The 17,352-nt window shown below is 37.3% G+C and carries 16 protein-coding genes; 4 read left to right on the forward strand and 12 right to left on the reverse strand.

The window, feature by feature from the left end:
- Positions 1 to 5: 5 nt before the first annotated feature.
- The 3 genes from FZF09_RS23095 to FZF09_RS13790 form a co-directional block, all read right to left on the reverse strand.
- Positions 6 to 131, reverse strand: coding sequence for a hypothetical protein (locus tag FZF09_RS23095; protein WP_255450569.1), 126 nt, complete (start codon positions 129 to 131; stop codon positions 6 to 8).
- A complete protein-coding gene (locus FZF09_RS13785) occupies positions 121 to 1,668 on the reverse strand; it encodes a hypothetical protein (protein WP_158737189.1) in 1,548 nt (515 codons plus the stop codon). Before FZF09_RS13785 ends, FZF09_RS23095 begins: the two co-directional genes overlap by 11 nt.
- A 213-nt stretch (positions 1,669 to 1,881) precedes the next feature.
- Entirely contained in the window at positions 1,882 to 3,045 is a 1,164-nt protein-coding gene (locus FZF09_RS13790) for a BMQ_0737 family morphogenetic spore coat protein (RefSeq protein WP_158737190.1), read from the reverse strand.
- A 192-nt stretch (positions 3,046 to 3,237) separates the two neighbouring features.
- Here FZF09_RS13790 and FZF09_RS13795 point away from each other — a divergent pair, with 192 nt between their 5' ends.
- Entirely contained in the window at positions 3,238 to 4,452 is a 1,215-nt protein-coding gene (locus FZF09_RS13795) for a hypothetical protein (protein WP_158737191.1), read from the forward strand.
- A gap of 711 nt (positions 4,453 to 5,163) precedes the next feature.
- Entirely contained in the window at positions 5,164 to 7,098 is a 1,935-nt protein-coding gene (locus FZF09_RS13800; RefSeq protein ID WP_158737192.1) for a hypothetical protein, read from the forward strand.
- Positions 7,099 to 7,214: 116 nt separating this feature from the next.
- Here FZF09_RS13800 and FZF09_RS13805 read toward each other — a convergent pair whose 3' ends face one another.
- From FZF09_RS13805 to FZF09_RS13820, 4 genes are all read right to left on the reverse strand, one after another.
- Positions 7,215 to 8,678, reverse strand: a complete 1,464-nt coding sequence (locus FZF09_RS13805; RefSeq protein WP_158737193.1) for a catalase — start codon at positions 8,676 to 8,678, stop codon at positions 7,215 to 7,217.
- A 286-nt stretch (positions 8,679 to 8,964) separates the two neighbouring features.
- Positions 8,965 to 9,153, reverse strand: a complete 189-nt coding sequence (locus FZF09_RS13810) for a hypothetical protein (protein WP_158737194.1) — start codon at positions 9,151 to 9,153, stop codon at positions 8,965 to 8,967.
- 58 nt (positions 9,154 to 9,211) lie between these two features.
- On the reverse strand, positions 9,212 to 10,036 hold the full coding sequence (locus FZF09_RS13815) for an aldo/keto reductase (protein WP_158737195.1): 825 nt from the start codon (positions 10,034 to 10,036) through the stop codon (positions 9,212 to 9,214).
- 243 nt (positions 10,037 to 10,279) lie between these two features.
- Positions 10,280 to 10,552, reverse strand: a complete 273-nt coding sequence (locus FZF09_RS13820) for an HU family DNA-binding protein (protein ID WP_091587735.1) — start codon at positions 10,550 to 10,552, stop codon at positions 10,280 to 10,282.
- Between the two features lie 292 nt (positions 10,553 to 10,844).
- On the opposite strand from FZF09_RS13820, the gene FZF09_RS13825 reads away from it, so the two are divergent.
- Positions 10,845 to 11,000 carry a YjcZ family sporulation protein gene (locus FZF09_RS13825; protein WP_199256794.1) on the forward strand — a complete coding sequence of 52 codons (156 nt, stop codon included), beginning with the start codon at positions 10,845 to 10,847 and terminating at the stop codon, positions 10,998 to 11,000.
- A 56-nt stretch (positions 11,001 to 11,056) separates the two neighbouring features.
- On the opposite strand, the gene FZF09_RS23355 is transcribed toward FZF09_RS13825, so the two are convergent.
- The 4 genes from FZF09_RS23355 to FZF09_RS13840 form a co-directional block, all read right to left on the reverse strand.
- Entirely contained in the window at positions 11,057 to 11,248 is a 192-nt protein-coding gene (locus FZF09_RS23355; protein WP_370514464.1) for a M15 family metallopeptidase, read from the reverse strand.
- Positions 11,232 to 11,597, reverse strand: a complete 366-nt coding sequence (locus FZF09_RS23360) for a M15 family metallopeptidase (protein WP_370514461.1) — start codon at positions 11,595 to 11,597, stop codon at positions 11,232 to 11,234. The genes FZF09_RS23355 and FZF09_RS23360 overlap by 17 nt, the downstream gene beginning before the upstream one ends.
- Positions 11,598 to 12,305: 708 nt before the next feature.
- A complete protein-coding gene (locus FZF09_RS13835; protein ID WP_233269510.1) occupies positions 12,306 to 12,797 on the reverse strand; it encodes an HI0074 family nucleotidyltransferase substrate-binding subunit in 492 nt (163 codons plus the stop codon).
- Positions 12,798 to 12,903: 106 nt separating this feature from the next.
- A complete protein-coding gene (locus FZF09_RS13840) occupies positions 12,904 to 14,925 on the reverse strand; it encodes a molybdopterin oxidoreductase family protein (protein ID WP_158737196.1) in 2,022 nt (673 codons plus the stop codon).
- 109 nt (positions 14,926 to 15,034) lie between these two features.
- Here FZF09_RS13840 and FZF09_RS13845 point away from each other — a divergent pair, with 109 nt between their 5' ends.
- Positions 15,035 to 15,172 (forward strand): hypothetical protein, encoded by a 138-nt coding sequence (locus tag FZF09_RS13845; RefSeq protein WP_158737197.1) that lies wholly within the window; start codon positions 15,035 to 15,037, stop codon positions 15,170 to 15,172.
- Here FZF09_RS13845 and FZF09_RS13850 read toward each other — a convergent pair whose 3' ends face one another.
- Positions 15,173 to 17,275, reverse strand: coding sequence for a sensor histidine kinase (locus tag FZF09_RS13850; RefSeq protein ID WP_158737198.1), 2,103 nt, complete (start codon positions 17,273 to 17,275; stop codon positions 15,173 to 15,175).
- Positions 17,276 to 17,352: the final 77 nt, after the last annotated feature.

The raw sequence follows: 17,352 nt of genomic DNA on the forward strand, positions 1-17,352 counted from the left end.
CATTATTATTTTCCCCCGCAGCCGCAGCCTTTGCGTTTTTTAGGTTTAGCACTTTTTTTATTACCGATAGGGGTTCCTATCGAAGCAGCTTTATGGCGTCTGTAAATTTCACGAACTCGATTAGGTTTCATTCTTGCTTTCCCCTCCTTTATTATCATTTATATATTTATAGGGATTAAAAACAGTCGATTGAGACTGTGATGGAAGAGGAATATTATAGTAATCTTCCATATTAGGCTGCATGCTTCTTGCATTGCTTTTTCCTTGACTTTGAGGTGATAACTGTCTCTGTCGCAAAGCTTCTATATTTTTATCTTTTTCATCTAATCTTTTCTTTAAGGCCTGCATGTTCTTTTCATACTTTTTCACTTTATCATGAAGATTTTTCAATTTTTGTTCGTAATTTTCTTTCATCTGTAATTGTTCATTTTCTCTGTCAGTCTCTTGTTGTTCCTCTTTCTGGAGCTTCTCTTTTAATTGAACAATCTCTTCTTCATAATGTTTTTCTATATCTTTATATTGGTCTAATTTTTTCTCAAGAGAAGTATAATGCTGCTCTAAAGTATGGTACTTCTCATACATTTCATTCATTTGAATTTGATATTTTTCTTTCATATCACTCTCCTTATTGTAGTAATCTTCCTCTTTTTCTTTATAACTGTTAACGGTTTCTTTTAATTCATTCAGCAGAGTGGATAAATGAGTATCATTTTCTTGGTTTGTTTGAATATTTTTATTTAATTCTTTAAATATATTACTATAATTATTAAATTCACTTTTTAATTCTGCTATTTCTTCTCTTATTTTCTCTATTTTTTCTTGGGACTCCCGTTCCTGTTCTTTATCGCTGCCCCAAATATTCCACACTTCCATCCACCATCCTTTGTTATTCTTTTTTAACGTTTCAAATTCTAATTGATTATCTCGCACTTTTTCTTCTAAATTATTCAACGTATGAACTAATTTGTTTTCTATCTTAGAAAAATTTATGGTGTCATTTATCGTATTTTTTCTTCTTTTTTCATAATCCAAAATCAAATTAGTTAAATCGATGGTATTTCTTTTATATTTTTTAAGCTCTTCTTCTTTTTGATGATTTCTTTTTTTCCATTCTTCTTCTGTCTTTTTAAAGTATTTTAATGATTTGTTTTTTTCTTGGATCACTTTCTTCATTTTTTTCTTCGTATCCAATTGAAGATTTATCATGTGATTTTTTTGGTTTACTTGATTTGTCAATGATCTTTTTATAGTTTCATCGTTTGAAATCTGTTGTTGTAAATTTCTTATTCTTTGCTGTAAAACCAATTGTTTATCTTTATATTGATTTATTATTTGATCTTTTTGTTTTAATTCTTCCTCTTTTTCTTCATTGTGCTGCTGCTGAGAATATACGTATTCCATTATATTGTTTAATAAATGATTCATAGTAAGCAGCTCATATTTTTCTCCAGCACCATAAATTTTAATGTCTTGAATTGATTCTAGGTATTGCTTTTTTTCTTTTAGATCTCTCCTAATCCAAGATCCTTCCTCATCTAATTTTTTTAGTTTTCTGCTTACATTTCCCAGCTCTTTGGTTTGACTTTTTATACGTTTTTCAAAATGAATAATGGTGTGGAGAACAAACCGTTGTTCATTGTTTCGTTGAACAATTTCTTCGTTTGACATATTGCCCCCACCTTACATGCATATATTTAAATATATGTATAAACAAATGTTTATGTTAAAGAAAACTTGGCTAGTTCTAAGCCTTTAGGTGCAGGCGTTTGCCTAGTTGCACTTATAATGTTTTCCTTAAAATTTTGACGACGTCGATGGTTTATCCATGTACTTTCCTATTAGTGTAAAAAACGGAGGAGGGTCTCCTCCCCCTGTTTATATTTATCCGTTTCCATTACCATTATTGTTATTTAATAGATCAGCAAAGGTGTCGCATTCATCGTATCTAACTAATGCATCTACAATGCCACTATCAAACACTACAGCACCAGCAGTATTGCGTAGAATTAACTGGAACCCGGCTGGGTCACTGAAGATTCGAAGCTCATAAAAGACATGCTCAGGTGTACCGTTGAAGGAGCGCTCCCCTTCACCAAACACACTTAAAGAACCAACTTCTGTATTACATACGACTTCTTCTATTGTTGTAGGATCAAGCGTGAAGCTAAAGTCTGGAGAAGGTGTTGGTGTTGGTCCGTTTCCATCTTCGTCTGTATCAGTAAATGAGTAAGTGAAGCGGCTGTCTGCAAGTGCACACTCTTGGCAAATTTCAGCTTCTAATGTTGATGTTCCTGTTACGATCGTTCCATTCGTACCAAATGTAGCAAATGTTTCTTCATTTCTTGCTAATGCCGTTGCTTGACATTCACAGTTGTCTACTGGGAAGAAATCGCACTGCGGCGGGAATTCAAATGCGTCTAAAGGACACTCAAGTCCGTTTGGTATTGGAATATCATTTGGACGAGGGAAGCAGAACTTACCTAGCACTTCTAATTTTACTGGGAATTCTACTTGTACGTCTTTGCACAACAACACTCTTACTGGAATCATCGGACCAAATGGATCTGGTCCCATCAATGGACCTTGTGATCTGCATTGCACATCGGTTGCTTTACAGTGGATGTGTTTGTCTTTAATTCCTTCTGGAACACATAACATGACCTCGTCGTCAAATTGGGTGCGTACTGTAAAGGAACAAATTTTCTTCTTTTTCTTGAATATTTTCACTCTTACCGGAACAGTCCATACGATCGATACTCTTCCTGGGTTTCCGTGTTCAAGAATTTTAGCACGGCATTCCACATCTTCTGGGTCAGCAGGGAAACACTTTAGATCAATATCAATTCCTGCTTCTAAAGCTTCACTGACTTCTTTTCGGCAATGTTCATCAGGAATGAAGTTTTTATTTTCATACTGATTAGAAAAGAAGACCCAGTCATATACTTTATCGACCTTAATACATTCTGGCGCTAAATCATTCGGATCCAGCGGAGTAGGGGTCGGTGTTGGTGTTTGCGAGCCCTTAATTGGTCTGCGTTTATTCACTACAATCCTTCCTTTCACATGAGTATATTCATATCACACTATAGAATATGGAAGGTGGAACAAATTGGTATGGGCATTACGCGTGATTTTTCTTAATTCAGCTAACGTATTGTACTTTTTCTCTTTCATTTTTTTCAGCTGTAATTCATAAAATGAGCCATGAGTGTCATGTATTTTTCGAGGAGGAAAAAAATGAAAATAGATGTGAGCTATCATAATAGACATATTGGCAAGGTAGAGTCTGACTCGCTTGTGCCTTTTATTCAATACTGTGAAGCACAAGGGTATGTTTTGGCCTGGGACTTGGAAAATAGAAAGCTAGATCTCCAATCTGGATTAAACACTCAAGAAATCACAATTATTAATAAGGAAGAAGATGAGTATCAAACGGAGTTAAGAAAAGAAATCAAGTCCTTTCTAATGGAAACAGGTGTCAACATAAAAGAGACAAACGATGATGAATCATTACTTGGCAACCATATATTTCTCAAACTGACTTCCATATCTTTCGTTGACAGTATCGATTCCCCTATCGTAAAGGTTGGTTTTAGTCTCAACCCCAAACAAAAAGGTCTAAGAACTTTTATTCAGCATCAACTTAAGGCTTTTCATATAGAGCATGAGTTTAACAAAGATAGATCAGACACCCGCGGCCCGTATCTAACGTTAGAATGCGAAATGCCAAAATATTTTGATAAGGAAGATTGGAAGTTATTTCGTAATAAGATCAGCCTTAGTTTAGCGCTTGGCTTAAGCCAATATCTTTGTAACAGCCTTGATAAAAAATCAACTTCCATTTCAAATGTATTTCTCCATGCCTTTTTTGATGAAAACGACCATCAAGAGACAAATGAAATCCAATCGAAAAAGTCACAGCAATCCTTTAGTCAACAACAACAGGCCGCAACTTCTCCTGGGAATCAAACCCTGTCTGCAGCTAAGGAATCAAATGCTGAAGTATATTTTAATTACACGGTCCACGCTGCCAAATCTAAAGACCAATATATGGCTACAGGAGATTTAAATATAAAAAATACAGGCGATACGGATTTACTTAATCCTCTCCTTTGTATAAAGGTTCAGCCGATTGAAACCATTAATTTAGGCGGTCAGATTATACCTCCGGAAATGGCGGACACACTTGGTGTTCAGAGCTCGGGAGGAATGAGAGGGTGGAAGTTTATGGAGGATGACTGGTTTGAAAAAGCCCAAGAGAGAGGAGAATACTGGATTGGGCCGATTGAAGAGCTTCTTATTTCACCTGGAGAAACTGCTTCTTTACCGCACTTTCAATTAACCTTTGAAACACCCGAAGAGAAAAGTATGGCCATCGTCCGGAGTGTTGTTTATTTTCAAGACAAAAACATTTCCTTCACGGCAAATAATGATATTAAATTTTCTTTTTAATAATGGGTAAAAGGCATATCACTTCTTCTTCTTATCCATAATATGAAGTAAGAAGAGGGGGTGATGAGTTACAGTAACAGATGATCATTAAATAAATGTTTTATTGAATCTGGTTCGTTGCTTTTATATATTTATACCCTTTCATTTGATCTGTATTTATATTAAATTATTATAATTTTTACCCTTAATTGGTCTGGTTTTATAGTATATTTTATATCCTTTTATCCGCGTCCAACATGAGTATAGAACGGAATATAGCTCTTCAGGTCTAGACTGAGGAACAAATGCCTGTGAATCAAAATGATTCACAGGTTTTTTAATAGTAAAAACTAGAGATTTTACCCTACAGGTAGTACTTCTACACAACGTAGGGACTTTTACGTTGCCTTCAGCGCAACCCGAACTGAACCTTAGAAGAAGTTCCTTAAATCTGTTGCAAAAACACCGCGTCCTGTGCGTTCGTCTCCAAAAACACCACGTCATGCAGCATTGGTGACATTGGCACGTTCTGTGCGTTACGTATGCGTTTTCAGAAGACGTTCCTTTCCCTGGCAGTTTTTGATTCATGGCGTCCAGCATATTTTTTTGAGGTCAAAAGTTAATTCACCTTCAATAAAAGCTTCAGATTTCTAAATATTACAGGGATTTTTCCCATACATATAATTAAGGCCCGTCAAGCAATTAGAAACAATTTAAGGGAGGCACTTGAAAATGTATAATGAACCAACTTCACAGGCTGAGGTTTATCATAGTGATGAATTTCAGCTGCAGCAAAAGCTCATCCATTATAAATCGGAACTGGAAAAATACAAAGCCAGAGTAAGAGAATATGAAACAAATCATAAGTATAATCAAATCAAAAAATTATTATTTGAAAATGAACAATTAAAAGAAGAAATGGAATACCAAAAACAACAATTAGAAGAAAGCAAACGAAGAAAAGTTGATGAAAAGAAGAATGTCATTTTAAACATGCAAAATATAAACAAAAAGTTAGCAGATGATATACGAGACTTAAAAACCGAGAACTTTCAATATGTCGAGTCATTGGAAAAGGTCAAACATGATAAAAATGCATTACAAGACCAATTGAGTAATATCGAAAAACAACATCTTAAATTATTGAAAAATATGGATGGAATAGAACAGAAAAACAACCGTCTTTCTATAGAGCTTGACAATACAAATTTAGAAATTAACGAAAAAAACATTCTCATTCAACGTTTACAAGAAGAAATCGATGAATATAAAAACAAACAAGTAGAAAATAAGTTAAGACTTGAAGAAACAGAAGATAAATTGGTTAAAGGAGACTCCCTTAACAAGGAATTAAAAAATAAAATTGACGAGCTTTCTTATCGATTAAAACAATCGGAACATCAACAGAAAGGTTTAGAAAATGATAAAAAAGAACTTCATCATGAATTTCTCACAGTCGCCGAAGAAAATAAATCGTTCAAGCGAGAAATCACTCGATTAAACGATTTGAACAGTGAGCTATACCAAGAAAATCAACAGTTTGAAACAAAGATGGAGGATTTGACGAAAGAAAGAGATGTCCATCTCTCCTCTATAAGTAATTTACAAGAAGAGGTGAAAGAGCATAAAAGCAAACTGGCAAACAATGAAAAAGAAGTACAACAGCTAAGTAAACTGCTTGAACGAGAAAAGTTCGAAAAGGATAACTTGCAGCATCATGCTAACCAGCTTTCTTGTCGATTAGAACAAAAGGAAAAAAAAAGACAAGAACTTCAGAATAAATTGGATAAGGCCTCTGAAGAAAAACAACAGCTTGCTGGTAAAATCGCAGACATCTCGAGAAAAGTAAATATTTACCTTTCTTCTATTTCAAGTTTGCAAGAAGATGTAAAAGTAAATAAAAAGAAACTGGCAGACAAAGAAAAGGAAGTACAACGATTAAATGGACTGCTTGCACAAGAAAAGTCCGGAAAAGAAAGCTTGCAGCATCATGCTAATCAACTTTCTTACCAATTAGAACAAACGGAAACAGAGAAACAAGAGTTCGAGCATAAACTGAATATTTCTTTAGAAGAAAACCAGCAGCTTGTAATCAAAATCGACAATATGAATAAAGAATCAGAAATTCATCTGTCGTCTATTAATAATTTACAAAAAAAACTAGAGGAATATAGAAATGCCCTTTTAAATAATGAAGATAAGATGAAGCAATTAAATGAATTTCTTGAACAGGAGAAAGCCCAAAAGAATGAATTAAAACACCAAAACAATGAACTAGCTCTTCAACTCAAACACACGGAAGAAAATAAGCAAGCCCTTCAAAATAAATTTGTCCAGGCAACTGATGAAAACAAGATCTATAAAGATGAACTTTCTCACTTTAAATCGCTGCATGAAGGAATGATGGGAAAAATTCATGAATTAAAGGATGAAATTACTCATTTTACGATGGAAAAAACAGAAGAACCCTCTGAAAATGACTCAGATCACACAGAAGGACTTGAAGAATTAGAACAGCAAATTGAACAGCTCATTGTAAAAATAAATAACTATGGAGACAACCTAAAAAGAAGTGAAGAATTAATCCATCAATTAGAATTAGAGATTAAACAGCAAACCAATGATATCAACTCATTAAAGGAGACACTTTTCACTTCGGATGAGTAAATGCATCAGCTTATGGCCGCAAGGAAGCTGCCTTAACACCAAAAACGGGTATCCAGCTATTTAAGCGCGGATACCCGTTTTTTAGAGAATAAAGAGAGAATCAATTTGTTAAAATTTTAAACTTCCTGCTCTTCCGGAACTTCTAATCCAAGTCCTTCCGCAACACGGCGGCCGTATTCCGGGTCAGCTTTATAGAAATGCTTAATTTGGCGAAGCTTGATTTCATCTTTTTTGACTGGTTTCATATGGCCTACGACAGCATGGATGAGACGATCTTTTTCATCATCACTCATTAAACGGTAAAGATCTCCGGCTTGCGTATAATGATCTTCACTATCATAGTTCACACTGTCTGCTTGACCAGTTACCTCAAAAGGATTGATTCTGGCTTCTTCTGATTCTTTCGGGCCATCATAGCTATTTGGCTCATAGTTTATCGAACCGCCGCCATTATCGTCCGCTCTCATATATCCATCACGCTGATAATTGTTGGTTCCGCTGATCGGACGATTAATAGGTAGTTGTTCATGGTTGGCCCCAACACGATAACGGTGGGCATCCGAATAGGCAAATAAACGACCTTGCAGCATTTTATCCGGAGAAGCTTCAATACCAGGTACAAAGTGACCAGGTGAAAACGCAGCCTGCTCTACTTCAGCAAAGTAGTTTTCAGGGTTGCGGTCAAGCACCATACGACCCACTTCGATCCGTGGATAGTCTTCTTTAGACCACACTTTTGTTACATCAAATGGATCCCATTTATACGTTTTAGCATCTTCATACGGCATAATTTGCACGTACAATCTCCATGCTGGATAATTTCCTTCTTCAATTGCGTTGAAAAGATCTTCTGTGTGGTAATCAGGATTTTCTCCTGCCAGCTTATTGGCAACTGATTCATCCAATGCTTTAACATCTTGCTCACTAATAAAGTGATATTTTACCCAATAGGCGTCCCCTTTTTCATTCACCCATTTGAATGTATGGCTTCCATACCCATTCATATGACGAAGTGTTGCCGGCAGTCCGCGGTCTCCATGTAAGTATGTGACCTGGTGCAGAGATTCCGGCGAGAGCGACCAAAAGTCCCAAACCATATTTGGATCTTTCAAATGTGTACGCGGATCACGTTTTTGAGTGTGGATAAAGTCCGGAAACTTAATAGCGTCGCGTATGAAAAAGATAGGGGTATTATTTCCTACTAAATCATAATTCCCTTCTTCTGTATAAAACTTCACAGCAAAACCGCGCGGGTCTCGTACAGTATCGGCAGAACCTAATTCTCCTGCTACCGTAGAAAACCGAATGAACATCGGTGTCTTTTTGCCAACTTCGTTAAGAAAGTTTGCTTTTGTATATTTTGATACATCATTTGTTACTTCGAAATAGCCGTGCGCACCTGCACCTTTAGCATGAACCACTCGTTCTGGAATACGTTCACGATTAAAATGTGCAAGTTTTTCCAATAAGTGAACATCTTGAATTAAGGTCGGGCCTCTAGAACCAGCTGTTATGGAATGTTGATTATCACCTACTGGAGCACCTGAGCTTGTGGTGAGATGTTTATTATTTTTACTCATGCAAGATCACCTCTTATTTTTTCTATAAATCTATGATAACACCTATCAATAAAAAATCAATACTAAATTATAATTATTATAATTTAAATATAGTTTCAAAATACAGTGCATCTTTTCATTCCTTTTATGACAGTTATAAATTAAAACTAACCTTTATTATTAAATGCTTTTGCAGTTGACTGTTATGATATTTTCTACTGTTAAAAATGTAACAAAAATCATTTTAATTGAAAAAATATCTGCTCACATGAAAATAAAAAGGGGGAGCCTGATGTAACTAAATGTTTTACTTGATATAGGTGTTATCCCTATAAAGAAAAAAGCCACGTCCTACTATAAGAAAAGCGCAAGCGCCTTGCTCACGAGCGACAAGTCCTGGAGGGGCGGCATATGGAAAGCTGATCTTTGCTTTCCATAGACGGACCGAAGGAATCTCGAGCGAGTAGGCGCTTGCGCTAGAAATGTAAAACGCCAAATATTTATAATTTCTACCTATTAAAGAAAAAAGGACGTCAAAAAGACGCCCTCTTCCTTTATCTTATATTCATTTCACTTGGCTTCGGCCCTTTGCGTTCACTGCGGTCTAAGTTATTGATTTTGTCCATATCTTCTTCGGTTAGTTCAAAATCAAACACATTAAAATTTTCTTCAATACGAGCAGGAGTTACTGATTTTGGAATCACAATAGAGCGGTTTTGCAAATGCCAGCGGATGATAACTTGAGCTGGTGTTTTGCCGTGCGCTTCAGCCAATTCTGTTATAATCTCGTTATTGAGCACGTCTCCCCCTTGCATCAAAGGACTCCAGGCTTCTATATAAATATCATGCTGCTGGCAAAATTTCTTTAGCTCCTTTTGAGCGAGATATGGATGACATTCTACTTGGTTGAGGACCGGTTTCACTTCACATTCATCTAACAACCGCTGTAGATGGTCTATATCGAAATTGCAGACTCCAATGGCTTTCACCCGTCCATCTTGATAAAGCTTTTCCATAGCTTTGTAAGTCTCTATGTAGTCATCATGTTCTGGAGCAGGCCAATGAATCAGATACAAATCAACGTAATCCAATCCGAGTTTCTCAAGACTATTATCAAATGCTTGAAGGGTGTTGTCATAGCCTTGATCTGCATTCCAAACTTTTGTTGTAATAAACAATTCTCCCCGCGGAATGTCTGCAGTACTGATAGCTTTCCCAACACCGCGTTCATTTTTATAGATAGCTGCTGTATCAATGGAACGATAACCTGTTTCGAGAGCTTTTTTTACAGCAGGTGCTGCTGCTTCATCTTCTACCTGCCATACTCCAAAACCAAGCTGCGGCATTTTCAATCCGTTATTCAGCGTAACAAATTCCATGGAATCGCTCCTTTTCTTAACTATTGTATGTAACAAGAAAAGTATAACACAGAAGCTAATGAGTCTAAGTTTATCCTGCTCACAGCTTTGATTTTAGCAAAACTCGACTTGCCGCCAAGTCCCAATGGCAGAAGAGGTAGTTTTGCTTATACTTTGATTTTTTTACAAAGGTAAGATTTTCCTAAAGTACAAAAAACACCTGTCTATTCTCATAATAAACAGGTGCTGACATTCACTTATTTTTTAGTTAACTGCTTCTTTTAATTGTTTCCCTGGTTTGAAAGCAGGAACTTTAGAAGCAGGTATTTTAATTGTTTCACCGGTTTGCGGGTTACGTCCTTCTCGTGCAGCTCTTTCACGAATTTCGAAATTCCCAAATCCGATTAATTGTACTTTTTCACCGGATTTTAGTGACTTTTCAATGTTTTCAAGAGTCGCATTTACAGCTGCCTCTGTATCTTTTTTACTCAATCCGGATTGTTCAGCAACTTGATTAATAAGATCTGTTTTATTCATTCTTTTCCCTCCTTATGCTTGTATCTATTATTCTTTCAATATAAAGAAGAAATATACCTTTTTCTGCTGAAAATTTATTTTGACTCCATTTTTCATCTAATCAAACGTTTGATTAATTGGCTTGATAGTGTAACAGCAAACATTGAAAGTCCTGTCCACTGCCTCTTATTATGTTTATTGATTATGAGTACAGCCAGTAGAAAACTATGAAACAAGATACTAACCTAACCGTATGTTCTCCTGATTTCATACAAATATATAGAAACCAAATTTTTCTTAAGGAGAGATTAAAATGGGTTTTGTTGGAGGTTACGGCCCTGGATATGGTCCTGGATACGTTCCAGGTTACGGTGGAGGCTATGGTTATGGGGCTTGGTTGATTGTTGTGCTCTTTATTTTAGTCATCATCATCGGTGCCGCCTGGTGGTGGTATGAGAACTATAAATAAGGGATTGAATAGCAGCAGGTAAAGCCTCTTAGAGAATATACTCTCTTTAAGAGGCTTTATTTTAGCTCATTGGTCTTTCGTTGAAGCTCATGCATACTTAAATCTGTGTCTAACTGAAGATGACTGTAATCTCTTAGCCCCGGCCAGTCGCCTCCCCATTCAAATCCAAGTTCCTTCGCAATTTCTGCGGTTTCTTTCCAGTCAGATTTCCCATTTTCATTTCCATCATATTCAGTATTCCACGTTATTTCTCCATCTCCTGTTTATGGCAAAATCAATCGCCAGGCCGTAATTATGATACGATTCGCCTCCTTGTGCATTCGTTACAACACTTCCAGGCTGCGACCGGCCTTTTTCATATAAATTGTTTTGTTCCTCCAGTGTCCGGTATCCTTCGGTAATTACTACATTTATTCCTCTTTCTTCAGAGCGACGCAGAAGCTTATTTTTCTTTTCTTCAACAATAGGATGCAGTTCCGTTAATTCTGTCAATTCTTCTGGGGTGACTTCCTCTGTTTTTTCTTTTGGCCAAAAGAAAAAAAGTGCTGCCCCAAAAAGAAAAAGCAACGTCATATCCCAGCCAGCATTCGTTCGCAAATTCCAAATCCTTTCTTCTGTAATAAGGAAAAGATATTACGGTAGAAAGGAAATGTCAATTTATTTACTTCGTAATAGCGTCCGTTTTTAGAGGCAATGTATCCCCTTCTTGATCAATATGTTGTTTTAAATTTTTATTTTGCAAAGCATCATAATGGAGGACATCAGAAAAGCGCAAGCGCCTTTTTCACGAGCGAGTAGGCGCTGGAGCTAGACATGTAAAACGCCAATATTTATAATTTCTTACCTTTTCAAAAAAATAAGGAATGGGGTACTCTTCATTTAATTTTTCATAAAGATCTCGAATGTCCTGCTCTGTTAGGTTTGAACCTTTTACAGCATGATTTATATTTGATCCTTGTTTATAATTGCCCTTTGCTTACTGCCAAAAATGATTGCTTCTTCTACAGACGGGAATGTAGATATAGCTTTTCGTATATACATAATGTCTCTTTCTATTGAACTACCCCCACTTAATTTCTGGTGAAATTTGAAGTGGGGGATTCCTGCGAACACCAGTGTAGCCACCAGTTATATTAGCAGGCTCTATCCGTAGTCCCTACGGTGAAAACAAAAAACTTGTACGTTGGACTCGCCACACGTCCTACTTTAGCTTGGTTTTCGCAACTTCGGTACGTGTGGGGCGATTGTTGGTTGGATATTTTACGTGACAAAGCATTTCTTGCCACAACCTCATTTATCCAGTTTTCAAAGAGCAATCTGTACAGGAATATTATACCACACAAACATATGTTTTGTTATACAAAAAGGCGATTCATCCCCCCCCTTATTTTTGGGCTGCGCGCCCTGCACAAAATGTAAGAGGGAGTCTTCTCTTCTAAAATGATAAACCAAACATACCTGCACTTCCTTTTTTAAATCTTGCTGCAGCACTTTTATCACTGGGAAATATTTATTAATGATTAAAGATCTTACTTTCTCTGCCATTGTTTCATCGTAAGTATAAGTTGTTAAGTTCCGATTAGACAGACCATCTATCCAAACATATCCATCTTCTATTATTCCCATTTGAACCGCAGTTTTAATGGCATCTCTAGGGCTTCTCACACTATAAATCTGAGCCTCTCCGTAATCTTTCATCACATTCCATGAAAGTTCAAAAGCCATTTCAAACAATTGAATGACTCCTGCCCGCTCTAATTCTGTTTGCGGTCTAGTTTTTGTATATTTTTCAAGCAGGTCATATGCCTTTTGAAAATTTCATATCTTTGTCTCCAGCGAACTTCTTTATCAATCATTTTCGCAGCCACATCCCTAATACTTGATTCAAAGTTTAATAAACATCTTACGCTTTCTCCATATGAACCCGACTTGAAAAGAACACCGCTCCTTCCCCCATATCAGATAAGCGGTCTGGAGTTAGAGTGTTTACATTGCTGAACCCTCTTGCTTCATCCGACCACAACCCTTGACATACCACTACACCTGGAAGTACATTCTGCCCTGCTGCTGCTTTCATTTTACATTGTCCTCTATTATTCCAGATTTTCACCATATCCCAGTTCTTAATACCCTTCGCGTAAGCATCGTCTTCGTGTATATGAAGTATTGGTCCTTTTTCTAGTTTTCTATGTTTTTCATTGTTAGAAAACGTAGAGTTTAAGAAACTGTGATTTGGACCGGGTACAAATAAAAAAGGTTCTTCTTCCTCTGGTAAAGGGACATAGGTTGGCAGCGGCGGATGTCCTAGTTTCTCCATTCTTTTTGATAATAATTCTATTTTCCCGCTGGGGGTGGGAAGATCGTCTAAAATGTTCGTTGAACGTAATGCTTTACCATAGTGGTTTTCTTTTAGATCGGTCCATTCCACATTTGAATGCTTCAGCGCTTCTCTTAGCATCACTTCGTCAGAATCATAAAGTTCTTTTTCTTTAAATCCGAGAGCTTCTGCTAATAAGCGAAACACTTCTGAATTCGTTTTACTCTCTTTATAGTGTTCAACAACCGGGTACTGCAATTGCATGTAATGGTGCCAATAAGAAGTATAGAAGTCAGTGCTTTCAAAGCTTGAGGCTGCAGGAAGAATAATGTCTGCATACTTAGCCGTTTCCGTTATAAACATATCGTGCACCACAGTAAAAAGATCTTCTCTTTTTAACCCCTTGCGCACTTTATTACTTTCTGGGGCGACTAGCGCTGGATTACTGTTATATACATAGAGTGACCGAATCGGCGGATCCTCTCGATCTATCAGTTCTTTTCCTATACTATTCATGTTAATGGCGCGAGTCGTTTTTTTCTCTAAAAGATCTGGTCTTTGCAGGGCATATTGGCTAAATTGAATGACCGAACCATTTCCTTTAATCGCACCACCGCCTTTTTGCAGCCATTGGCCTGTCAACGCTGGCAGACATGCTATGGTGCGAATGCACATCCCTCCGTTATCGTGATGCTGTATACCATTGCCGATGCGAATAAAGGAAGGCGTAGTTTTACCGTACAGACGTGCCAATTCATATATGTCTTCGACCGGTACTCCGGTAATTTCAGACACCGTGTACGGATTATATACTTTTACATGGTCTCGAAGCTCCTCGTGGCCAACTGTATATTTTTTCATAAAAGGTTCGTCGGTTAAACCTTCCTCAAATAAAACATGCATCATGCCAAGGGCAAGCGCCGTATCGGTTCCCGGCTTTATAGGAATAAACCAATCTCCCCAGCGTCCGGTCTGATTTTTATGTACATCGATGACTACTATTTTTGCCCCGTTTTTTCTTGCCTGCTGTGCAAGCGTCACCTGATGCATGTTAGTACTGACTGCATTAATTCCCCACATGATAAATAACTTAGCATGTACGGTTTCTTCCGGGTCTGTGCCAAAACTTCCTCCCATTGTAAAAGCATAACCGGCTGCACCTGCAGACGAACAAATTGTACGCTTAAGCCTGCTGGCACCAAGACGATGAAAAAAACGACGATCCATTCCTTCTGCACTAATACGTCCCATATTCCCATAAAAGCTGTAAGGAAGAATACTTTCAGGACCTTCTTTCTTTATCAAATCCTGCCATGCTGAAGTAATGATCTTAACGGCTTCTTCCCAGCTTATACGTTTAAATCTCCCTTCCCCTTTAGGTCCGACTCGTTTCAAAGGGTGGCCAATACGCTTTTTATCATATAGACGTTCTGTCATATGACGAACCTTGTTACAAATAGCCCCTTTTGTGACGGGGTGATCTAGATCTCCATCTACCTTTTTTATTTTTCCGTCTTTTTTATATAAAACAAGGCCGCATTGATCAGGGCAATCTAGCGGACACACTGATTTAAAGACTCCGTTCCGTTGAATACTGTGATCCTCCAATGTAGATGCTCCTTCCGGCAGGATAATTGAGTTTCTACATCAACATTTCAACGTATCATATTCTATTCCTTCAAAAGCTTGATTTTTAGTTGAGAATGGAACTTTTCCTATGGAAGAAAGGAAACTGGGTGCTGATACTGTTGTTTCATTACAAAGTAAGGCTCAAACGACTGCTGATATAAAGGGCAGCCGTGTTGTCCTTCCTTATTCCTTCGTATCCGTTCACAGCATCTTTCAGCTAGTATAGTCAATCATTCACGGATTTGTGCATTTGAACCAACGATGAGGATGGGTCCGAAATTAATGAAAAAGTAAAATAAAAGGTACTGCCTTGTCTTTCTTCACTGTTTACTCCTATTGTTCCGCCGTGTCCACGAATAATCTCTTTTGAAATGGCAAGACCAAGTCCAACACCTTCTCCTTTCCTATTTTCCATAACGCCCCCTCTATAAAAACGGTGGAATACATAGGGCAGATCATCTTTATTTATTCCGGTTCCCGTATCGTGTATAAAAACGCCCGCTTCATTACCTTTATCATCATTTATCAAAGCTAATTCTATAATAATCTGCCCGTCAGAAGGCGTGAATTTCTTAGCATTAAACAAAAGATTAGTAAAGACTTGTTCTATTCGAATCTGGTCGATGCTTACCAAAAAGTCTCTCTCTTTTCCCGGGAGGTTATTAATAAAGATCATTTGTAAACCGGTTTTCTCTATTTCTGATTGGTACGTTGAGGCCAGATTTTGAATAAATGAAACAATATACGTTTTCTCAAACTGGTAGGAAATCGTTCCTGATTCCAATTTTGCAAGTTCCCTTAAATCTTCAATAATTTTTCCGAGAAAGATTGTTTTATTATATACTAGGTGCAAATATTTAGGGTTGCTGCGATCGACAATGTTATCAAGCATAGCTTTGACATAACCTTGAATGGACGTTAGTGGAGTATTTAGTTCATGAGAAATATTTGACATGAGTTCGCGTCTGGTTTTATGCATTTTCGAAAGTCTCGCGTTGGCCTCTTTTAAGTCATTATTGGCTTTTACCAGCTTTTTTGTACGTTCATGAACTTTTTCTTCTAGCGTTTGATTTATATTTTTCAAGCGTGATGACAATTTTTCAGATTGAGTTAACGCATCGGTAAAGACACTTGAAAGATGAAAGGATTGAGCAAAAAGGTAAATAAACAATCCGAGCGATACCGTTTCGCCTGTACTTACGATCTGGTTATAATATAGAATGTCATTTATAACAAAAACAAAAAGTACAGACATAGCAACAGCATGAAGTACAGCCCCTTTTCTTTTTCGTATAAGTGCTTTAAACAAGACATAAATAAGATAAGCAATGCCCAAGGATGCTAATAATTGCAGCAAAACCATTGCTTCTGTAAAAATTCGCGCGGGAGTAAAGAGGATAAAAATACTAAAACCAGTCAATGCCCCTAACAGAAGATTGCGTATTCCTTTTTGCATTTCTTTCTTATATTGAGATTGGATAAATAATATTAAAAAAATCATGCCAAAGCTCGCACCCCAATATTCCAACTTTAGCGAAAACTCCCAGTTAATCCAGGGAGCAAAGCGAATAAGCAGCACTTCACCGAGTAGAAGTGTACGAACAGCCACCGCTGCACAAATGCCTCCAAAATACAGAGCAGAACGGTCTTGTGGACGTAATAAATATAAACCAAAATGATACAGTGCCATTACTGCAAGACTGACAACAAAAATAATTTCTTTTGCAACTTTTTGTTCCCGCAGCTGTTGAATAGCTTCCGGAGAACCAAGCTGAAAGGCATTTGCCCATCCAGCCTTCCGTTGATGAAAGTCAGAAACGTGGATAACAATATCCATTTCGGATGACTCCGCCTGAAAATATACAATTTGGGGGTAATGCCTGGGCTCCATTTCTGAGTGGTTCGTACCTACCTTGCCATTAGACGCTAAGAGTTCTCCATCCACCCACATTTTGTAGGCAGTTGAAATACTAGGAATATACAAGCCTAGTACATTATCATTATCAGGAAGGAGTACACGAAGTCTGTATGTAGCATAGCCCCTATGAGGCAATTGATCTTCTTCCATCTTATTATGCCAGCTTCCTGGAGTGTTTATATACTCAGGCTTTACGAAATAATCGTTCTCTGGATCTTGAAACTCGTTCCATTGAAATAACCATTCCCCATCAAGATGAACCGTCTCTTTCGTTTCCATATCCCAATTTCTTAAATCAAGACTTCCTTGTTTGGCCTCTTGGTGTACGTCTGTGGTCGTTTGAGTGCTGCATGCTGCAGTTGATAATAAAACAATCCACCCAAATAAACATAATAGAAACTTATTTGTCATCCCCACCGCCACCTTAGAAAAGCTTGGCTTGCCGCAAAGTCCAATGGTAAAAGCTGCAGTTTATCTGATACTCTTAC

Source organism: Alteribacillus sp. YIM 98480, assembly GCF_009765375.1.
Taxonomy (GTDB): domain Bacteria; phylum Bacillota; class Bacilli; order Bacillales; family Marinococcaceae; genus Alteribacillus.